This window comes from Leptolyngbya sp. GB1-A1, from assembly GCF_039962475.1.
Taxonomy (GTDB): domain Bacteria; phylum Cyanobacteriota; class Cyanobacteriia; order Elainellales; family Elainellaceae; genus Leptolyngbya_A.
The window spans coordinates 37,011-57,079 of the sequence record NZ_JAMPLI010000005.1 but is presented as its reverse complement, the minus strand read 5'-3'; the positions used below and the strand labels follow the sequence as shown (position 1 = coordinate 57,079).

The 20,069-nt window shown below is 50.9% G+C and carries 15 protein-coding genes; 10 read left to right on the top strand and 5 right to left on the bottom strand.

Features of this window, described 5'->3' with window-relative positions:
* Nucleotides 1-175: 175 nt before the first annotated feature.
* A complete protein-coding gene (locus NDI45_RS07185; protein ID WP_348246886.1) occupies nt 176-1,555 on the bottom strand; it encodes a carotenoid oxygenase family protein in 1,380 nt (459 codons plus the stop codon).
* A gap of 363 nt (nt 1,556-1,918) precedes the next feature.
* Entirely contained in the window at nt 1,919-2,662 is a 744-nt protein-coding gene (locus tag NDI45_RS07180; RefSeq protein ID WP_348246885.1) for a phosphatase PAP2 family protein, read from the bottom strand.
* A gap of 191 nt (nt 2,663-2,853) precedes the next feature.
* Here NDI45_RS07180 and NDI45_RS07175 point away from each other — a divergent pair, with 191 nt between their 5' ends.
* The 6 genes from NDI45_RS07175 to NDI45_RS07150 are packed head-to-tail and all read left to right on the top strand — an operon-like array spanning nt 2,854 to nt 9,732.
* Nucleotides 2,854-3,705, top strand: a complete 852-nt coding sequence (locus NDI45_RS07175) for an STAS domain-containing protein (RefSeq protein ID WP_190790185.1) — start codon at nt 2,854-2,856, stop codon at nt 3,703-3,705.
* A 16-nt stretch (nt 3,706-3,721) separates the two neighbouring features.
* Nucleotides 3,722-4,138 carry an STAS domain-containing protein gene (locus NDI45_RS07170; protein WP_190790186.1) on the top strand — a complete coding sequence of 139 codons (417 nt, stop codon included), beginning with the start codon at nt 3,722-3,724 and terminating at the stop codon, nt 4,136-4,138.
* Nucleotides 4,125-4,523 (top strand): anti-sigma regulatory factor, encoded by a 399-nt coding sequence (locus NDI45_RS07165; protein WP_190790187.1) that lies wholly within the window; start codon nt 4,125-4,127, stop codon nt 4,521-4,523. Before NDI45_RS07170 ends, NDI45_RS07165 begins: the two co-directional genes overlap by 14 nt.
* A gap of 14 nt (nt 4,524-4,537) precedes the next feature.
* Nucleotides 4,538-5,545, top strand: coding sequence for an ATP-binding SpoIIE family protein phosphatase (locus NDI45_RS07160; protein WP_190790188.1), 1,008 nt, complete (start codon nt 4,538-4,540; stop codon nt 5,543-5,545).
* Nucleotides 5,542-7,674 carry an ATP-binding protein gene (locus tag NDI45_RS07155; RefSeq protein ID WP_348246884.1) on the top strand — a complete coding sequence of 711 codons (2,133 nt, stop codon included), beginning with the start codon at nt 5,542-5,544 and terminating at the stop codon, nt 7,672-7,674. The genes NDI45_RS07160 and NDI45_RS07155 overlap by 4 nt, the downstream gene beginning before the upstream one ends.
* 9 nt (nt 7,675-7,683) lie before the next feature.
* Nucleotides 7,684-9,732 (top strand): response regulator, encoded by a 2,049-nt coding sequence (locus NDI45_RS07150; RefSeq protein ID WP_348246883.1) that lies wholly within the window; start codon nt 7,684-7,686, stop codon nt 9,730-9,732.
* 236 nt (nt 9,733-9,968) lie between these two features.
* Here NDI45_RS07150 and NDI45_RS07145 read toward each other — a convergent pair whose 3' ends face one another.
* Together NDI45_RS07145 and NDI45_RS07140 are read right to left on the bottom strand one after the other, a co-directional pair.
* The gene (locus NDI45_RS07145) at nt 9,969-11,204 is read right to left on the bottom strand and encodes an LL-diaminopimelate aminotransferase (protein WP_348246882.1); all 1,236 of its coding nucleotides are present in this window, start codon (nt 11,202-11,204) and stop codon (nt 9,969-9,971) included.
* 75 nt (nt 11,205-11,279) lie between these two features.
* Nucleotides 11,280-12,320, bottom strand: coding sequence for a 50S ribosomal protein L11 methyltransferase (locus NDI45_RS07140; RefSeq protein ID WP_348246881.1), 1,041 nt, complete (start codon nt 12,318-12,320; stop codon nt 11,280-11,282).
* A gap of 225 nt (nt 12,321-12,545) precedes the next feature.
* On the opposite strand from NDI45_RS07140, the gene ptsP reads away from it, so the two are divergent.
* The 4 genes from ptsP to NDI45_RS07120 all read left to right on the top strand — a co-directional run bounded on the left by ptsP (nt 12,546) and on the right by NDI45_RS07120 (nt 18,320).
* Nucleotides 12,546-15,032 carry a phosphoenolpyruvate--protein phosphotransferase gene (ptsP, locus tag NDI45_RS07135; RefSeq protein WP_348246880.1) on the top strand — a complete coding sequence of 829 codons (2,487 nt, stop codon included), beginning with the start codon at nt 12,546-12,548 and terminating at the stop codon, nt 15,030-15,032.
* A 12-nt stretch (nt 15,033-15,044) separates the two neighbouring features.
* Nucleotides 15,045-15,986, top strand: a complete 942-nt coding sequence (gene pfkB / locus NDI45_RS07130) for a 1-phosphofructokinase (protein WP_190793894.1) — start codon at nt 15,045-15,047, stop codon at nt 15,984-15,986.
* Nucleotides 15,987-16,067: 81 nt separating this feature from the next.
* Nucleotides 16,068-17,900: a PTS fructose-like transporter subunit IIB gene (locus NDI45_RS07125; protein ID WP_348246879.1), complete on the top strand. Its 1,833-nt coding sequence runs from the start codon at nt 16,068-16,070 to the stop codon at nt 17,898-17,900.
* Nucleotides 17,901-18,071: 171 nt separating this feature from the next.
* Nucleotides 18,072-18,320, top strand: a complete 249-nt coding sequence (locus NDI45_RS07120) for a hypothetical protein (protein ID WP_348246878.1) — start codon at nt 18,072-18,074, stop codon at nt 18,318-18,320.
* A 450-nt stretch (nt 18,321-18,770) separates the two neighbouring features.
* On the opposite strand, the gene NDI45_RS07115 is transcribed toward NDI45_RS07120, so the two are convergent.
* Nucleotides 18,771-19,973 (bottom strand): BMP family ABC transporter substrate-binding protein, encoded by a 1,203-nt coding sequence (locus tag NDI45_RS07115; RefSeq protein ID WP_348246877.1) that lies wholly within the window; start codon nt 19,971-19,973, stop codon nt 18,771-18,773.
* Between the last annotated feature and the right edge of the window lie 96 nt (nt 19,974-20,069).

The following is a 20,069-nucleotide window of genomic DNA, read 5'->3' as shown; positions in this document are numbered from 1 at the left end:
TCGCATACTCCCTAAAATCATTAGACAAAATCAAGTTCTAGCATAGACGGCCCTGATGGGATCGATGCTTCTAGATCTACGCTGTTATCCTCCTCTTCCCGTGACGCTGAACTGCGGATTGGGCGCGGGGCGATCGGAAATTGATTGGTGTTGAGTGCGATCGCCGTAGCAGGTCTTATACAAACGCAATCCAGGTGCCGTGAAAACCATAGGGAATGCGTTGGGGCATCAAGACGCGGGCAATTGGTTCATCGGTCATGGCTTGGGCTGCGACAATGATCAATTCAGAGGTGCTCTGAGTTTCGTCATGTACGAACGTCATCAGCCACCCATCGTCTTCGGTCGTCGCACCGGGTCTTGGCACAAACACGCCTTCACCCCCATAGCGTCCTGTCCCAAAGGAGTGCGTTTGCACCGATTGATGCGCCAGATCGAACTGGAGTAAGCCATTAAACTTGGGCATTGCGGTAGGCGCACTCTTGCCCGCATAGCCATAGCGGATAGGCCGTCCTAAATACTGTTCGTTGATGCGTGGGAATTCGCAGGGGCAATCGTCGAGGGTCTCTTCCTGTACGGTTCCAGTCTTGAGATTGAACCGCCAGCGGTAAAGCAGCGGCACATTACTGCTAATAGCGCGATTATCGCTTTCATGGGAACCCGGAGACGCACCCAGGATGCTGGTGCTGCCCATCCGACAGGCAATCAGGATAATGTCATCCCCCGACTCGTAAGCATTCAGCGTATGAAAAACGTAGCAACTGGGTGATTCAAACCAGCGAATCATGCGATTTTCGCCGTGCCGAGGCAGAATGCCAAACCGACTGGGGCGATCGCGTTCAAAGGCAAAAGCAGGTTCTCCCCGCTGAATTCGTTCTAGCCGGAACGTTAGGGGCAAGTCCATAAAGATTGTGTAGTGTTCGGTGATGGCGAAGTCATGCATCATCACACCCACAGGCAGATCGATCCCAACCGTTCGCAGCAGTTCTCCCTCGGCAGAAACGACGCTGTACCTCAGGTAGGGCGGTTGAGCCAGCGAATAGCCAAAGAACATCATTTCACCCGTAGTCGGGTCAACTTTGGGATGGGCAGTCACCGGAGAAACGAGTTTACCGCCAAAGGTGTGTGACCCGATCGTGTCTAAACTGGGCACGTCGATCGCATGAGGTTCACCACCTTCCCAAAGGGCAAGCAGACGATCGCGATGCCAGACGAGAGCCGTATTCGCCACATTTTTGGAGCCGTTGGGTGAAGGTTGCAGCATTCCCCCAAACAAGGCCTGCCCTGCCTGCCGCTCTTGCTGGAATCCCTGGGTGCGGATGTAGCGATTGCGATAGCTTGCCTTGCCGCCCTGGACATGAACACCGTGCAGCATTCCATCTCCGTCAAACCAGTGGTAGCGACCAATCGGCGAAAACTGAGGATTCGGCCCGTTGCGAACAAACATGCCGTTGAGATCAGGCGGCAACTCGCCCAGAACTGGCAAGTCATCGATCGTTAATTCAGTTTGAACCGGAGCAAAGTTATCGGCAAGGTAGGGGTTGAGGGTGGCTGTCATCGGGTTGGGGGAGAAATAGTCTGCCTCTCCCTTTTAGCAGAAACGCGAATCAGGTGCTGCCCCCGCTCCTGCTCCTGCCAAGCTAAACATAGCCGCATTAAAACGATTGCTTAATCCTAGCTGTAGCAAAACTGTAGCGAAATATTTGGCAGTTCTTCAATGACTTCTGCTCCTCATCGAACATCATAGGGCGTTCCTTTCTATTGCTTGATCTACTCTATTGCCATGTTTTGAGAAAAACGCTTGGCATTGATCTTGATATTGACCTTGGCATTTACCCTAGTATTGACTGAAATATCTTTCAACGTGATGTTCAAGCTTCTAAATCAATGCATCGTAGTTGGCCTGAAACATTCTATAAAACTACAAAATTTTTTCTTGTGGTATATTCTCCTGATCATCATTTTGGTTGCTCACAGATATTTCTGCAATTGTTTCTGAAACCGCGTTTGCGGCGGGCTTCACGAATATACTAATTCCGATTGCCCAGGCGATCGACAGCATCCATCCTGCCAGAATATCGCTGGGATAATGCACGCCCAAATAAAGGCGCGTCCAAGCGATCGTCACGACATAGACCATCGCCAGCATTGTGGTGACACCAAGCCAGCGACCGCGCCACGCCAGCATGATCACCACAGCAGCAAACGCCATACTCGTCATTGCATGACCACTGGGAAACGAGAAATCTTTTGGCAAAATATAACCTTCCCAGAGTTGGGGGCGCACCCGATGCCAGAAGGATTTTGCAGCCAAGTTAATTGCACCGCATCCCGCAAGCGTCAGAGTCAGGTAAACCAGCGATCGCCAGCGTTTTTGAGAGAACAGCACTCCCGCGATCAGGAAGGCGATCGGACCGATCGTTTTGACCGAGCCAAATTGGGTGAGAACGACTACAATGCGATCGAGCGTTGGGGTTGCTGCATTGTGAATCGTGATCATCAGCGGCACTTCCCAGGTTAAACCACCCTCAAGCTGCCAGATCTCCAGTGCCAGAATCACAAATGCCTGAAGCGGGAGGTACACGCCACAAAATAGGAGCAACAGCAGTGCAAACCAGTCGCTTCTGGGTGGGAAATGCCAATGGTTTTGAAACCAATTCGTCAAGAATTTCGGCAAGAATCGGGAATCCTTCATACAGCGTGTGTCAGTTTTCAGCTCACCATCCCCAGCAGCAGATACACTGCAAATCGTAATGCCTTTTGCAACACAACCCCCGATCGCTTTCCTGAAAAACTATCAGGCTGAAATCGTCATACACTGGTCTTGATGGATGACTTGATGAAGGAAAATGCCTCATGGAAATGACTCGCAGCAGTAAAATACCCGAGATACTAAAAACCCATGAGGCAGACCTGCTGTTGGAGTGGAATCAGGAGTTAACCGCTACGAACACCCGAAGAGGGTTAATTAAAGAAGCAGAGCTACAGGAAGAGTGCCGGGAATTTCTCAGGTTGCTTCGCGTCGCTGCTCAATCTGGTAATTTGAGCAATGTTCAGACATCAGAATGGCGAGAAGTTCGGGAAATGTTGACCAGCATTTCGCGATCGCGTTCTCAAAAAGGCTTCACCCCCACGGAAACCGCTACATTTGTCTTTTCATTCAAGCGACCACTGTTTGATCGGCTGCGGCAGCAATTGCAAGACTTCACTGAGTTAGGTGAAGAGGTTTGGCGAGCAACTGACCTGCTCGATCATCTGGGATTGCTAGTGATGGAAGCCTACCAGAAGTCGCGGGAAGAGGTAATTTTGCGGCAGCAGGAAGAACTGCTGGAACTGTCTACCCCCGTGGTCAAGCTTTGGGAAGGCATTCTAGCATTACCGATTATTGGCACCCTTGATAGTGCCCGTACTCAAGTGGTGATGGAGTCGCTATTGCAGAAAATTGTTGAAACTGGGTCAGAAGTTGCCATTATTGACATTACTGGGGTTCCGACCGTCGATACGTTGACAGCTCAACACCTGCTGAAAACAGTGACAGCCGCTCGCCTGATGGGAGCTGACTGTATTATCAGCGGTATTCGACCTCAGATTGCCCAAACAATCGTGTATCTTGGCATTGATTTAACCGATGTGATTACGAAAGCAACCTTAGCTGATGCCTTTCTCATCGCATTAAAGCGCATGGGAACCACGATCGCCCGCAAGTAGGTTAGAGGAGAGACTTATGGAGCGCATTCCCATCCTTCAAATGGGCGAACTTCTGCTCGTCACGATTCAAGTCGATATGCACGATCGCCTGGCAATGACCTTGCAGGATGATCTGACCAATCGCATTAGCCAAACCCAGGCAAATGGGGTTCTGATTGACATTTCTGCGCTAGAGATCGTTGATTCCTTCATTGGTAGAATTCTAAGCAACATTGCCAAAATGTCGCGGGTCATGGATGCTGAAACGGTGGTCGTCGGGATGCAGCCTGCTGTTGCGATTACCTTAGTGGAGTTGGGGCTGTCCCTGACAGGCATTCGCACGGCATTGAATGTGGAAAAGGGGATGGCACTGTTGCGATCGTCACTGGGTGCACCTACCAAGGCTGAGGTCATTGCCACAGAATGGGATGCTGAGGACAATGCAGAAGATTGAGGAAATGACAATTCAATCCTCTGCTGACGTGGTTTTAGTTCGGCAAGCCGTGCGTCGGTTTGCGATTGAGGTTGGCTTTAGTTTAGTAGACCAAACCAAAATTGTGACCGCTGCCAGCGAGTTAGCTCGGAATACCCTGGATTATGGGAGAGGGGGAACCGTAACCTTAGAAATGCTTCAGGACGGTGGGCGGCGGGGTCTCAGGCTAACCTTTGAAGACCAGGGTCCGGGCATTCCAGATATTGAAATGGCACTCAGGGATGGCTTTACCACGGGGGGCGGTCTGGGGATGGGGTTGGGTGGCGCAAAACGTCTTGCTAACGAATTTGAAATTGAGTCTGTGGTGGGAGAGGGAACACGCATAATCATCGTACGCTGGAGGTAACATGAGGGAATCAATTGAAGGAATCTACGGCGATCGCTGTTACAGAGCAAAGTCAAACTGGGGAAGCACGGCGAGCCTCTCTGTCATTAGCCAACCGTCTTGGCTTTAAGGAAACCGAACGGGGCAAGGTTGGAATTTTGGTGACGGAGGTGGCGAATAATCTCGTGCAGCACGCAGGCGGTGGAGTGATTGTGCTGCGGGCGATCGCACAACATGACAGCATCGGCATCGAGGTTCTGGGGTTAGACCAAGGTTCTGGCATGATGGACGTAGAGGAGTGCCTCCAAGATGGCTTTTCTACTGCCGGAACATCGGGCAATGGGCTGGGCGCAATTCGTCGCCTCTCTGACTTCTTTGAAATTTACTCGCTGCCAAAAAAGGGAACTGCGCTTCTTGCTCATCTCTGGGCAAAATCCCCGATGCGTTCGTCAAAGAAAAGCATCGAAATCGGTGTGGTGGGTTTACCCAAGCCGGGAGAGGAAATTTCAGGTGATGCCTGGGCCTGGGAAGGAGATGATCACCGCAGCCTGTTTCTAGTGACAGATGGTTTAGGGCACGGTCCTGCGGCTGCCAGTGCGTCTTCAGCTGCCATCCGAGTGTTTCACGATCATCAGCATCAGTCGCCTGAACGCATTGTCGAAGCGGCTCATGCTGCTTTAAAGAGCACTAGAGGGGCAGTGCTGGCGATCGCTGAAATCAATTTTGAGCAGCAGACGGTTCGCTTTGCGGGCATTGGCAATATTGCTGCCAGCATTTCTTCCGCAACCGAACATCACAACCTGATGTCTTACAACGGCACCGTGGGGCATGAAGTTCGTAAAATTCACGAGTTTACCTACCCCTGGTATAGCAACGGGCTACTGATTATGCATTCCGATGGCATCAGTACCCAGTGGAAGCTCGATCGCTATCCGGGCTTAAGCCAAAAACATCCCAGCTTGATCGCAGGCGTTTTATACCGCGATTTTCATCGGGAGCGCGATGATGTAACCGTGTTAGTGGCGAAAGGAACGGGAGCATGACAACCCTTTTCACCCTGGAAATTCATTATGAACAGGATGTGGTGCAGGCGCGGCAGCGAACCCGCGAGTTGGCAGAACATCTGGGATTTGACGTGCAAGATCAGGCGCGGCTGGCAACTGCCGTTTCAGAAATTGCCCGCAATGCGTTTCAGTATGCGAAGGGTGGAACGGTTCAATTTGACGTGGAAGAAAGCCCCCAAACATTTCTGATTCAAATTCAGGATCAGGGAAAGGGCATTCCGCATTTGAGCGATGTTTTAGAGGGACGCTATCATTCCTCGACCGGCATGGGGCTAGGAATTACTGGCACGCGCAGGCTGATGGATTCCTTTGAGGTGGAATCGACAGGGCAGGGGACTACCGTGCGGATAGGCAAAACCTTACCAAAAAAGCAATCGCCCATTCTCACAGACCGACAGTTGCAGCAAATCCGGGATGCAGTCGCAAAGCGATCGCCCCAAAACCCCTACGACGAAATCCAACGCCAGAACCAGGAATTGCTGCGGACGATGGCAGAACTTCGCAAGCGAGAAGAAGAGCTCACTCACCTCAACCACGAGTTAGAAGATACCAATCGAGGCGTGATTGCTCTGTATGCCGAATTGGATGAGAAAGCTAGCTCTCTACAACAGGCTAACGAGTTAAAAACTCGCTTTCTTTCCAACATGAGCCACGAGTTCCGCACACCGCTCAACTCGATTCTGTCCCTATCTCGAATGCTGCTGGCTCACATGGATGGGGATCTGTCCTCAGAGCAAGAAAAGCAGGTGACGTTCATCCAAAAAGCAGCCGATGGATTGTCAGAAATGGTGAACGATCTGCTGGATTTGGCAAAGGTGGAAGCAGGCAAAACAGAGGTGCATCCCAGTTCTTTTGAAGTGAGTGATTTGTTTGCAACCCTGCGGGGAATGCTGCGTCCGCTGCTGGTTCAGGGATCTTCTATCTTACTCGTGTTTGTGGAACCGGATGGGCTGCCTTCGCTGTATAGCGACGAGGGAAAAATTGCTCAAATTCTCCGAAACTTTATCTCAAATGCACTCAAATTTACGGAACGGGGAGAGGTGCGCGTCACGGCAGAACAAGCCGGTCAGATGATTCAACTCTCGGTGTCTGATACAGGAATCGGTATTGCGCCGGACGACCAAGGGCGCATCTTTGAGGATTTTGTGCAAATTGAGTCTCACCTGCAAAAGCAAGTAAAAGGGACGGGGTTAGGACTGCCGCTATCGCGCAAGTTAGCAGAGCTAATGGGGGGCAGCGTTTCCGTTCAAAGTGAACCGGGTCAAGGTTCCACCTTTTCGGTCTGCATTCCGATCGTTTATCCCAAAGCAGCAGAACTGCCAGACTCACTGAAACCCATTACCTCCCTTAACCCAACCCAACTGCCCATTTTGGCGATCGAAGACCATACTGAAACGCTATTTATCTACGAAAAACACCTGCAAGCGTCAAGATATCAACTGATTGCCACCCGCACCCTGGCTCAAGCCAGACAAGCCCTACAGCAACTTCAACCCGTGGCGATCGTTCTAGACATTTTGTTAGAAGGGCAAAACGGCTGGACATTTCTGCGAGAACTCAAAAGTGATGGAGCAACCCGCAACATTCCCGTACTGGTCATTACGGTTGTGGATAACGAGAAACAGGCACTTGCATTAGGAGCCGATGGATTTTTAATTAAGCCTGTAGACAGACTACCCTTGCTTACCAAACTCAATATGCTAATCAGTCGGGGTAAAGCTCAAAAACTCTTAGTCATTGATGATGACCCAGTCTACCGATATGTGGTGAAGCAGTTGTTAACGAATATTCCATTACAAGTTTTAGAAGCTGCAAGCGGACGAGAAGGATTGGCAGTCGCAGAGAGTGAACAGCCTACTGTAATTTTGCTTGACCTTGAAATGCCAGAGCTGAATGGATTTGATGCGCTTGATCAGCTTCGGCACAATCCCGTTACTCAGTCCATTCCTGTTATCATCTACTCATCGACACAGTTGAATTTAGAAACCCAGAGCCGTTTAACTCAACAAGGTGTCGCTATTGTTTCTAAAGAAGAAACGTCTCAAGCAGAAGCGGCCTTTCACCTTCGAGAAGCGCTCGTTAAAGCTGGACTCGTTCTAGATGCTTGAGGATGTGTCATGTTTGAACCACAGGAAACTATTCTGCATGTTGATGATAACGAAGCTAATCGTTACGTCGTGACGCGGATTTTGAAAAATGCAGGGTTTACCGTCGTAGAAGCGGCAACAGGAGCCGCAGGGTTAGCGGCAATCGCTCAACATCAACCGGCACTGGTCATTCTAGATGTGAGATTGCCTGATTTGAACGGCTTTGAAGTCTGTCGTCAGATCAAGTCTAACCCTCAAACTTGCTTTATTCCGGTACTGCATCTCTCAGCCAGCTTTGTCAAAAGCCAGGATAAGGCAGAAGGATTAGACAGCGGTGCTGATGGTTATTTAGCGCAACCCGTTGAACCGATTGAATTGCTAGCAACGGTGCGATCGCTACTCCGAATTCGACAGGCCGAGGAGATGGCTCTGGCGTCAGCACAGGAGTGGCAAACGACGTTTGATGCCATCAATGATAGTGTCTGTCTGCTCGATCAGCAGGGTAAGATTCTGCGCTGTAACGAGGTAACAGTGCGACTTTTTGGTAAGCCTGCTGAAGCGATTTTAGGGCAAGTTCACTATGAGTTAATGAGTACCATCTTGGGGGTGGGAGACGGCACTTGCTTTTACCGTGCTAAAGAAACGCAACAGCGTCAAGTGATAGAACTGCAAAGTCAAGAACGCTGGTTTTCCAAAACAATGGACCCGGTTCTGAATGAATTTGGAACCTTCACGGGTGCTGTTCTGATTCTGGTAGACATTACAAATCGCAAGCAGATCGAGGATGAACGCAAGCAAGCAGAAACGATTCTGCAAGAGCGCAATCAACGTCTGGATTTACTGTATGAAACGACTCGTGAGCAAGCGGATCAACTGAGGCAGGCAAATCGCATCAAAGACGAATTTTTAGCGGTGTTATCTCATGAGTTACGATCGCCGCTGAACCCCATTCTGGGTTGGGCAAAAATACTGCAAACGAAACAGCAAGATAAAGCAAAAACGCAGTATGCCCTTGAAACGATCGAGCGAAACGCTAGATTACAAGCACAGCTCATTGAAGACTTGCTCGATGTTTCTCGTATCCTTCAGGGCAAGCTGAGTTTAAACATCGGTCCAGTCGGTCTACCGTTCACGATTGAAGCAGCACTTGAGACGGTGCGACTCGCGGCTGAAGCAAAATCTATTCAAATTCAGACCGCTTTTGAACCCGATGTTGGGCAAGTTTTAGGAGATTCTAGCCGTTTACAACAGGTTGTTTGGAATCTAATTTCCAATGCTGTTAAATTTACACCCCAAGGCGGAAACGTGCAGGTGCGGTTAGAGCAAGTTGAGGAAGTCGAAGAAAAAGAAGAGGCATACGCCAGTGCTGCTTGTTTCTCTAACGTATCCCCGCATCGCTCCGTTACCTATGCTCAAATTACGATCAGTGACACTGGCAAAGGTATCACCCCTAGCTTTTTGCCCTATGTCTTTGACTATTTCCGGCAAGCTGACAGCACCACTACTCGAAGTTTTGGAGGGTTAGGGTTAGGGTTGGCGATCGTCCGTCATTTAGTTGAACTACATGGAGGAACCGTTCAGGCAGCGAGTCTGGGAGAAGGGCAAGGTTCAACCTTTACCGTGAAGCTTCCTATCATCGCTGTCTCAAAATTGCATTCAGATCATCCCTCTTCTCACAATTCCTCAGATTTTCATCTCGATGGATTGCGAGTGCTTTTCGTTGACGATGAAAAAGATTCACGAGAGCTAGTGACCTTTTTGCTGGAACAGTATGGAGCCAATGTTACTCAGGTCGCATCCGCTAACGAAGCTTTAAGTCAGTTACAGCAAGCAAAGTTTGATTTGCTCCTGAGTGATATCGGCATGCCAGATATGAATGGCTATACATTACTTCGCCAAATTAGAGAGCGATCGCCTGACCAGAACGGAAGCATTTTGGCGATCGCGATTACTGCGTATGCTGGAGAAATTGATCAGCAGGAAGCATTCGCAGCCGGATTTCAGCAGCACATCACCAAGCCGATTGAGCCAGAAATACTGTTGCAAACAATTTGGACGCTAGTGCAAAGAAAGGGTTGAATTTGCTGTTCGGAAATTGGCAGCGCTGGATACTTACAGGCTAATGGGACAGAAGAGGGATAATCGGCGTTGCTGAATAAGCGTATGATACGCCCCCCTAGCCCCCCAAAATTGGGGGGAACCAGAATTCAAAGTCTCCCAGCATTAGGGGATTTAGGGGGCGATACAGAAGCTAAATTTCAGTGCCCACCCCGGAGAATTTAAAAATTGACTACCCCAGAGGGGAACTGCATCGCCTACGCCTGAAACTTCTCGGTAATCCGGCGCATCGCTTCTTCGACATTTGCCCGACTGTTAAAGGCAGAAATGCGGAAATAGCCTTCGCCTGCTGCACCGAACCCCGATCCGGGAGTGCCGACGACGTTACAAATTTGCAGCAACTTATCAAAGAAATCCCAGCTCGACAGCCCGTTGGGCGTTTTCACCCAGACATAGGGCGCATTTACCCCGCCATAAACCGAAAGACCTGCCTGACTCAGCTTGTCGCGGATAATGCGAGCATTTTCCATGTAGAAGTGGATGAGTTCTTTGATTTGCGATCGTCCGGCTTCGGAGTAGACTGCTTCTGCACCGCGCTGCACAATGTAAGAGACGCCGTTAAACTTGGTGGACTGGCGACGGTTCCACAGCTTCCAGAGTTCGACCTCTGAGCCGTCTGCCGCTTTTGCCTTCAGCGTTTTGGGCACGACCGTAAAGGCACATCGGGTTCCGGTGAATCCAGCATTTTTAGAGAAAGAGCGAAACTCGATCGCACAATCCCGCGCTCCTTCGATTTCATAAATGGAGTGGGGCAGCGATGGATCGGTGATAAAGGCTTCGTATGCTGCATCAAAGAAAATAATCGACCCGTGCGATCGCGCATAGTTGACCCAGGCTTCCAGGTGTTCGCGGGTGGCGACGGCTCCGGTGGGGTTATTGGGAAAGCAGAGGTAGATCAGATCAACCTTGCGATCGGGAATCTGAGCAGTGAAGTGATTTTCGGCGGTGATAGGCAGATACACCAGTCCGCCATATTCGCCCTGCTCGTTCGCATCGCCCGTGTGTCCTGCCATAACGTTGGTATCGACATACACGGGATAGACCGGATCGGTAACGGCAATCGTATTACTATCCCCAAAAATATCGAGAATATTGCCCGTATCGCACTTGGAGCCATCTGAGACAAAAATCTCGGAAGCATCAATGCCGCAGCCGCGAGCCTGGAAATCGAACTGAGCTATCTTTTCGCGCAGCCAGCCAAAGCCCTGCTCAGGACCATAGCCCTGGAAGGTCGATCGATCGCCCATTTCTTCAACGGCTTTGATCATTGCGGTGCGGCAGGCTTCGGGCAGGGGTTCGGTTACATCCCCAATCCCTAATCGAATGATTTTTGCGTCTGGATTTGCCTCCGCAAAGGCATTCACGCGCCGCGCAATCTCTGGAAACAGATAGCCTGCCTTCAGCTTAAGGTAATTGTCGTTAATCGTTGCCATGATAGATTCTCTGCGTCTAATCAGAACCATTATTCCTTAGATAGGGGAGACGCAGACAATTCTCTTGATGTGGCGTTAATTGCGTCGCTGATGCACCAGCGCGATCCACTCTTCGGATTGCAATCGATCGATCGCTTCTAATCCAGCAGCAGTCATCGCTTCGTTGATTTGTTCCTGGTAGTCCAGCGTGTAGCCTGAGGTGATCAAAATGCCGTTTTGAGGCGAGGTGTGCCGGAGTGCCTGGGCAAAACTGTCTGCTAGCGTGGTTTGAATTCGGGCGTATACATTGCTGACAATCAAATCAAAATCATTTTGAGGATTCAGCGTAGGCACTGCTTGGGGAAGATCGCCGCCCATCCAATGTCCTAGCTGGCTGCCACTGCCCAAACTGCCTGCCATTGCTTGAATTTGTGCGGTGACTTGATTGTGCTGTGCGGCGGCGGTGGTTGCCTGGACTGCAACAGGGTCATTGTCGATCGCCAAAACCTGCGCCCCCAGCTTTGCCAGACCAATGCTGAGAATGCCAGAGCCAGAACCCAGGTCGAGCGTGCTCATTCCGGGCTGAACGTATCGCTCCAGCAGTTGCAGGCAGAGCATGGTCGTCGGGTGAAGCCCGCTGCCAAAGGCAAGACTCGTGCCCATTTTTAAGATCACTTCGTTGGGCGTTTGTGGCAGATAGTGGGCAGCAGTTTGTTCTATGGAATTTGGCTCTGTGGAATCCGGTTCTGTGGAATTTGGTTCTGTGGAATCTATGAAAGAGGGGCTTTGGAGCGGCACAATAACAAAGCGTTGTCCGACACGCTGAATCTGGTTTAGAGCTGCTTCGTGACTGGCTGGCTTTTCTTCAACATGAGCGAATTCGGCGCGGGTGGTTAATCCGGTGCGATAAAGCGGAAACAGCAAATCATCAATGCGATTAATTGGTGCTTGACTGCCACCCTGTTCCGGGAAGTAAAGACAGACTGTAAACACCCATCGTTGAGGATTGTTTTGCTCCTGCAAAGCGTCATATTTTGCAGTGTGAATCTCGCCCTGATAATCGATCGAGGCAAGCAGTGTACTCACCCAATCGATCGCCTCAGCCGTGGTGTGAATTCTTAACTCTATCCAGGACATCGATAAATTTTTAATTTAGCCCAATAGTGTCACGCATTTTAATTAACTTTGAATCAACCGATCGACGTAGAAAAGCAAAAGAAATCCTTAATTTCTGCGGTTTCCGTTTCAGTTTTCAAAACAATCTATCAAATCGTTAACGACTTTCCCAGAAAACAAATTCAGAAACTAAGCTGAGATTAATTGGGCTTTTGATAAAAAAATAACAATTAATTACTGCGAGATATGCTCGTTCTAGAAAAAAACGGTGTCAAGCTTGGTGCGTCTGTCACCAACAAAGCGGATGCGATCGAGCAGGTTGGGACGTTGCTGGTGAATACCGGGCACATGAAGCCCGGATACGTTCACAGTATGATGGCGAGAGAAAAAGTTGCGAATACTTATTTAGGCAACGGCATTGCCATTCCCCACGGGTTACCCCAGGATCGAGAACTGATCGAATCGACTGGAATTGCTGTTCTGCAAGTTCCCAACGGCGTGGAGTGGAATCCGGGTGAGACGGTGCATCTGGTAATTGGAATTGCAGCAAAGTCAGACGAGCATCTAGATATTCTGGCGAACCTGACGCAGGTTTTGGGCGATGAGGAAGCGGTGCAGCAGCTTGCCCATACGACTGAGCCGATCGAGATTGTGCAGCGTCTTACCAATGGAACCCAAACCCGATCGCAAAACGGTCACGCTCCCCCAGCAGCAGACGCAGAATCGGAGCTAGACTTCGATCGCGCGACGCGGGTGACTCTTCCCGGTAAACTTGGACTCCATGCTCGTCCTGCCTCGGTTCTGGTGGATCTGGCAAAGCAGTTTCAGTCAGAGGTCGGCATTCGCTATCGGGGGCAGACCGGAAACGCGAAAAGTCTAGTTTCACTGCTAAAGCTAGGTGTCGCAGGCGGAGAAACGATTCAGATTTTTGCGAAAGGAAGTGATGCTGATCGCGCCGTTGCCGAGCTTCAGCAGGCGATCGAATCCGGGTTAGAAGACGAGGCAGAATCAGATTCAGCTGCGGCTCCTGTTGGCTTGTCTCAGTCCTTCACCTTTTCCACGCCGCCGATTCCCGGTATTGCCGCATCTCCTGGTATTGTCATCGCGCCCGTTTATCAGCTTCGGCGGGGCAAACTAGAATTTGCTGAGACCGCAACCGATCGCAACGCAGAAATGCATCGACTTCAGCAGGCGATCGTTACGGCAAAGCTCCAGCTTCAGGATTTGTATGAGTCGGTGAAAGAGAAGGCAGGAGCGGCAAAGGCAGCCATTTTCCTGGCGCAGCAGCAGCTTTTAGAAGACCCGGAATTGCAGGATGCAGCGATCGAAAATTTAGGCAACGATCGGAGTGCAGCCTGGGCATGGCAGCAGGCTTATGAACAAAAAGCAAAAGGAATTGAGCAGCTTGCCGATGCCCGCATTGCCGGACGAGCCGCTGATTTGCGCGACGTGGGACAGCGCGTGCTGCGGCTATTAGCCCATCGGGTCGAGGAAGTGCCGCAGATGCCTAATCAGCCTGTGATTCTGGTGGCAGAAGACTTGACTCCTTCGGATACTGTGAGTCTCAATCCGGCTTTGACGCTGGGCTTTTGTACGGCTTACGGCGGCACGACTTCTCACTCAGCAATTATTGCCCGATCGCTTGATATCCCGGCGATCGTGGGAGTGGGCCCATCGGTGTTGGAAGTGGCAAACGGAACGCAGTGCATTCTGGACGGGGAAAGCGGCAATCTGTACCCGAATCCGAGTGAGGCAGACCTGGCAACGGCACAAGCAGCACAGCGCGACCTCCAGGCACAGCGAGAAGCGGAACGACTGAACTGCTATCAGCCTGCCCTGATGAAAGACGGACTGCGGGTGGAAGTGGTGGCAAACATCGGCGCACCCCAGGAGGCAGAACGGGCAGTGAATGCAGGCGCAGAGGGAATCGGACTGCTGCGAACCGAGTTTCTATTTCTGAATCGATCGGAGCCGCCGACCGAAGAAGAGCAATTTGCTGCCTATTCCCAGATGACCCAAGCACTCAATGGACTGCCCCTGATCGTTCGCACGCTGGATATCGGCGGCGATAAGGCCATTCCCTACCTGAATCTGCCTGAGGAAGAAAATCCTTTTCTGGGAGTGCGAGGCATTCGGCTCTGTTTGCAGCGACCGGATTTATTCCGAACCCAGCTTCGTGCCATTTTCCGCGCCTCCCAAACCGGCTCGATCAAAATTATGTTTCCCATGATCGCCATGCTGGAGGAGTTTCTTCAGGCGCGTGACATCGCGGAATCGGTGCGATCGGAAATTGGGGCTGATCCGGTCGATTACGGCATGATGATCGAAGTTCCATCGGCGGTGCTGATGGCAGCAGAGTTTGCGAAGGAAGTGGCGTTTTTCTCGATCGGCACAAACGATCTGACGCAGTACACCCTGGCAATGGATCGCGGACATCCGGCACTGGCAAAACAGGCAGACGCACTGCATCCGGCAGTTCTACGGCTGATTGAACAAACCGTGCGGGCAGCTCAGATTGAGGGCAAATGGGTGGGCGTGTGCGGTGGCATTGCGGGTGAACCTCTGGGCGCAGCGATCCTCACCGGAATGGGCGTTACAGAACTGAGCGTCAGCATTCCCAGCGTGGCGGCAGTCAAGGCAAAGCTTCGCAGTCTGGCATTCTCCCAGGCACAGGATCTGGCGCGTCGGGCACTGCGCTGTCGGACGGCTCAAGAAGTTCGGGCACTGAGATAGGTCTTAAAGTCAATGAATCCTGCGATCGTCACCGTTACTTTAAATCCTGCGATCGATCACACGGCAGCCATTTCAAATTTTCGGGCTGGGGAAGTGAATCGAGTCGCGTGGGAACAGGCTGATCCCGGCGGCAAAGGCGTTAACGTGGCTTCGTTTCTGGCGGATTTCGGCTTTTCCGTTACGGCAACCGGAATTCTCGGTCAGGAAAACGCAGCCATCTTTGAGGGCTTGTTCGATCGCAAAAACATTGGCAATCAGTTTGTCACCGTCCCCGGACGCACTCGCACCAATATCAAAATTATTGATGAGGTTCAAGATCAGGTCACAGACATCAACTTTCCGGGACTGTTGCCTGAAGCCGAGGACGTGCAGCGATTGCATGAGGCGATCGATCGATTAGCTTCAACCCATGACTGGTTTATTTTGTCGGGCAGTCTGCCAGCAGGAATGACGACTTCGATCTATGCCGACCTGATCAAGCGGCTCAAGGCACAGGGCAAAACCGTGGTACTGGATGCAAGCGGTGAAAGTCTGCGGCAGGCAATTCCGGCGGCTCCATTTATGGTGAAACCCAATCTCGAAGAGTTGCAGGAGGCAATCGGACGATCGCTTTCCACGCTGGACGATCGCCTGGAAGCGGCCAGAGAGCTATTGGCTCAAGGCATTTCGACGGTGGTCATTTCGCTGGGGGCTGAGGGTGCGCTGTTTGTTGAGGCCGCATCGGCAGTCTGGGCACGTCCACCCCAAATTGAAGTGATCAGCACCGTGGGCGCAGGGGATGCAATGGTGTCTGGATTTGTGACCGCGAAACTGCGTCGATTGAGTTTATCCGACTGTGCCCGGTTAGCGACCGCTTTTTCGATCGGTGCGTTAAGTCAGGTCGGTCCGCGTCTTTCCCCAAAGGAGGTAATTGAGTCGTTTGTGAATCAGGTGAGCGTTGAGGTTTTGAATTAAATCTGCGATTTAGAACCTTAAATCAGTCGTTAATGCAATCAGGAATGCAAGCAAGATTTTTGTGAATGAGAAGGAAACAAAATGGTAACACCTAAAAGAATTGTGGCGGTGACTGCCTGCCCAACCGGAATTGCCCATACGGTGATGGCAGCAGAAGCACTGCGGAAGACGGCTGAGATGCTGGGTTATGACATTAAAGTTGAAACCCAAGGAGCAGACGGCGTTAGAAACGCGCTATCAGATGCGGATATTGCAGCGGCGAATTTAGTGATCCTCGCAGCAGATATTCACGTTAATCTCGATCGCTTTCAGGGCAAACCGCTCTATTTAGTCTCGACCAGCACGGCAATCCGCGATACGCGCCGGGTGGTAGAACTGGCAGTTATGCAGGCACAGGAACAGTCGGCTCCATCTCGTGCCCCGACCAGCGTAGCGCCAACCAGTGCATCCTCAACTGGCGCACCCGCCGATAGCGGAACATCGAAATATTTGGTAGGCATCACCTCCTGTCCCACGGGCATTGCCCACACCTTTATGGCGGCAGAAGCTCTGCGAAAAGGTGCGGAAGATCTGGGCTATGACATTAAGGTTGAAACTCAGGGATCAGTTGGCGCAAAAAATCAGCTCACTGGTGAAGAGATCGATCGCGCCGATGCAGTCGTGATCGCGGCAGATACTTATGTTGACACTTCACGCTTTGGCGGCAAACGACTTTACCAAACCTCGACCAATCATGCCCTGAAAGATGGGAAAGGCGTGATTCAATCTGCCCTGGCACTGCCCAATCCCGACCCGGCAGAAGACGGTGAAGCAAACTATCTGGCATCGGTGCGGCAGGCAAAGGCAAATCAGTCAGCGCAGCGATCGGGTCCGTATAAGCACCTGCTGACCGGGGTATCTTATATGCTGCCCGTGATTGTCGCAGGCGGTTTGATCATCGCGCTGTCGTTTGTGTTTGGCTTAACGCCGGAGCCAGGAACGCTCGGAGATGCACTGCTACAAATTGGCGGTAAGTCTGCCTTCGCGCTGATTGTTCCGGTTTTGTCGGGCTTCATTGCTTTTTCGATCGCCGATCGTCCGGGCTTGGCTCCCGGTTTAGTGGGCGGTTTGCTTGCCTCAAATCTGGGCATGGGCTTCTTAGGCGGAATCGTGTCGGGCTATCTGGCGGGCTATATTGCCAAGTTCGTGCGAGATAAAATTAACCTGCCGCAAAATCTGGAAGGCTTAAAGCCTGTGCTAGTGATTCCCCTGCTCTCGACGCTGGTGGTCGGCTTGCTGCTGATTTATGTGTTTGGTGGTCCGGTCAAAGCAATTCTGGATGGCATGACAGCGTTCCTGCAAAACATGGGACAAACCAACGCTGTGATTCTGGGCTTGATCCTGGGCGGCATGATGGCAGTAGACATGGGCGGACCCGTTAACAAAGCGGCTTATACGTTTGCGGTTGGTTTGCTGGCAAGCAATGTGTTCGCGCCGATGGCAGCAGTGATGGCAGCCGGAATGACGCCGCCGCTGGGCTTAGCTTTAGCGACGCTGATCTCTAAACGGCAGTTCTCCGACGATGAGCGTCAGGCGGGCAGAGTGGCTTCGGTGCTGGGCATTTCCTTTATTACTGAAGGGGCGATTCCGTTTGCAGCAAAAGATCCGGTTCGCGTTTTGCCTGCTTGCGTTGCTGGGTCAGCCATAGCAGGTGCGCTGTCGATGCTGTTTGGCTGTACGCTGCGTGCGCCTCATGGCGGCATCTTTGTTCTGGCAATTCCAAATGCGATCAGCAATGGCGGCTTGTATGTGGTGGCGATTGCGATCGGTACATTAGTGACGGCATTGACAGTTACCCAGCTTAAGCGAATGCAGCGCAAGCCACAATCGGCTGACACCGCTCAAGAACGGGAAGCTGTGCCGCTGGTTCGCTAAACCCTAACGCTTTTGCACGAGAATATTGACCCGGTGAGGAATCTGATTCAGTATCAATCCTTCACCGGATTTTTTTCAGGCAGGAGATAGAGGGCAGAAAGATGACGAAGCGCGAAGCTGATAAAAATCGAAGAATGAACCACAAAGTAGGACAAACACAGGATTAATAATATGAGCGAGCCAGAGAGTAGCCCAGAGAGTAGCCCAGAGAGTAACCCAAAAAGTGAGCCAACCCTGAATCAGCCCGATAATCAGCCCGATAAAGCTCGGCAGCAGGCACAGCAGATCGATCGTGAACTGCAAACCCTACAGCAGCAAATTGATGCCGTTGATAATGAAATGACGCCCGATTGCATGAATAAGATTATTGAGGACAGCGAAAAAACTGCGGATGAACTGAATCAGCCTAAGAAGGGTTAGACGCTAATTTTTCCTGCGGAAGTTGATGAACTCACGAACGAGTTTGCGAATGGAATGAGAGAAAGGTATTCAGGATGCAAATGATTATCCTTTGCTGCGTAAAGATTCCAGTCTTAGAGTTGTTCTTTCTTCCAAGGCTGACACTGTTGGCAAAACATTGCTTAACGCACTGAAGGACCTGAATCTTCGTCGTTCGCTGGCTGAAACTCACTGAGTTTTGTAAGTTGAACAACGACGGAATGGGCGGTTTAGCCACGAAAAAATAATTCACTGACAGTATCCAATGCTAAACAATGCCCAATTACACCTTATTTAATCCACATTCCTATCGATTATCGATTGGGCACACGCTCTGCGAGAATTAGCCCCCTTCCCCCTGCTAGATTATTGCCAGTGCGATACGGTGCAGATGATCCAGTGTGGCTATTATCGTGCTGATACCTTAACCTTCTACGATTTAACGTCTCCTTCTATCCCTTCTACAAACCAATCGATCGCGTTGAGCCGTGGGTCACCCTGTTGGTAAGATTCCCCGGCGGCGATTACCACATTGCCCTTGTTATCCTTTAGCTCGCCTTTGAAAATCGTCAATTGCCCAGACAGAATCTGCTGCTTTGCCTTGTCTACGGCTGCCTTTGCTTCTGGTCTCACTGCTGTCCCGTAGTCGGAAATTTTGGAGAAGGATTCCTTCAATCCGCCGGTGACTACTTGCGCTACGCCGCCATTCATCAAGGTTTTACCGTTTTGAAACATTTCGGCATAGTTCTTGTAAATTTGCTCCCAGTTCCATTCCACACCCGTTAAAAATCCCTTTGGCGCAATGTCCTTTTCATTAACGTGATATCCGCAGCTATAAATTCCTCGTTGTTCAGCAGTTGTGATTACCGTTTTGGGGCTGTCTACTCGCGTAATCACTACATCTACCTGCTGGTCTACCAGACTGTTAGTTGCCTCGGCTTCCTTAAGCGGCAGTGACCAATCTCCAGTAAAAATGGCTTGTACCACAATGTTCGGATTGACGCTTTTTGCCCCCAACGTGAAACTATTCACCTCTTTCAGCACCACTGGAATTGGTTTGGGAATGACAAATCCTAGCTTGCCCGTTTTAGACATGGAGGCTGCTACAATCCCTGTAAGATAGGCGGGTTCCATCAGGGAACTGAAGTAGGAACCGACATTTTGGGGATGAGATGGCTCTAAGGGGTGGTTGGGATGGAAAAACTGCACCTTTGGATATTCTTGAGCCAGTTTCAGACTGTGGGGCTCAAAATATCCCCAGGAAGTAGGGAAAATTACTTTGGCTCCATCTTGCTCAATCATGTTGCGCATGGTTTCTTGCACAGCAGTGGATTCAGGCACGCTTGCCTCCTCTACCAAATTGATCCAGGGAAAATCACTCGCCATTCGCGCTGCTGCTGTCGCATGGGCCTGGTTGTAGCCATAGTCGTCTTTCGGACCCACATAGATAAACCCGATCGTCATTGGTTCAGTACTACCAGCAGTAAAAGAGGATGGACTGGGGAAATCACTCCTGGAAGAAGAGGAAGAAGTACACCCCGTCCAAATTTGGGAAGTGATACTAAAAGCTCCAACGGAAAGCAACCCACGAATCACGTTACGACGAGGCAGAATCAGACGGCGAGGCTGAGACATAGAGGAAATTCCTTCAATAGTGAATAGTGTCTTGGTTCCCCTTTTATTTAGACGCTTGCAGTTCCTCGAAGAGTAGGAAACTAAGGGGAGCGGTTC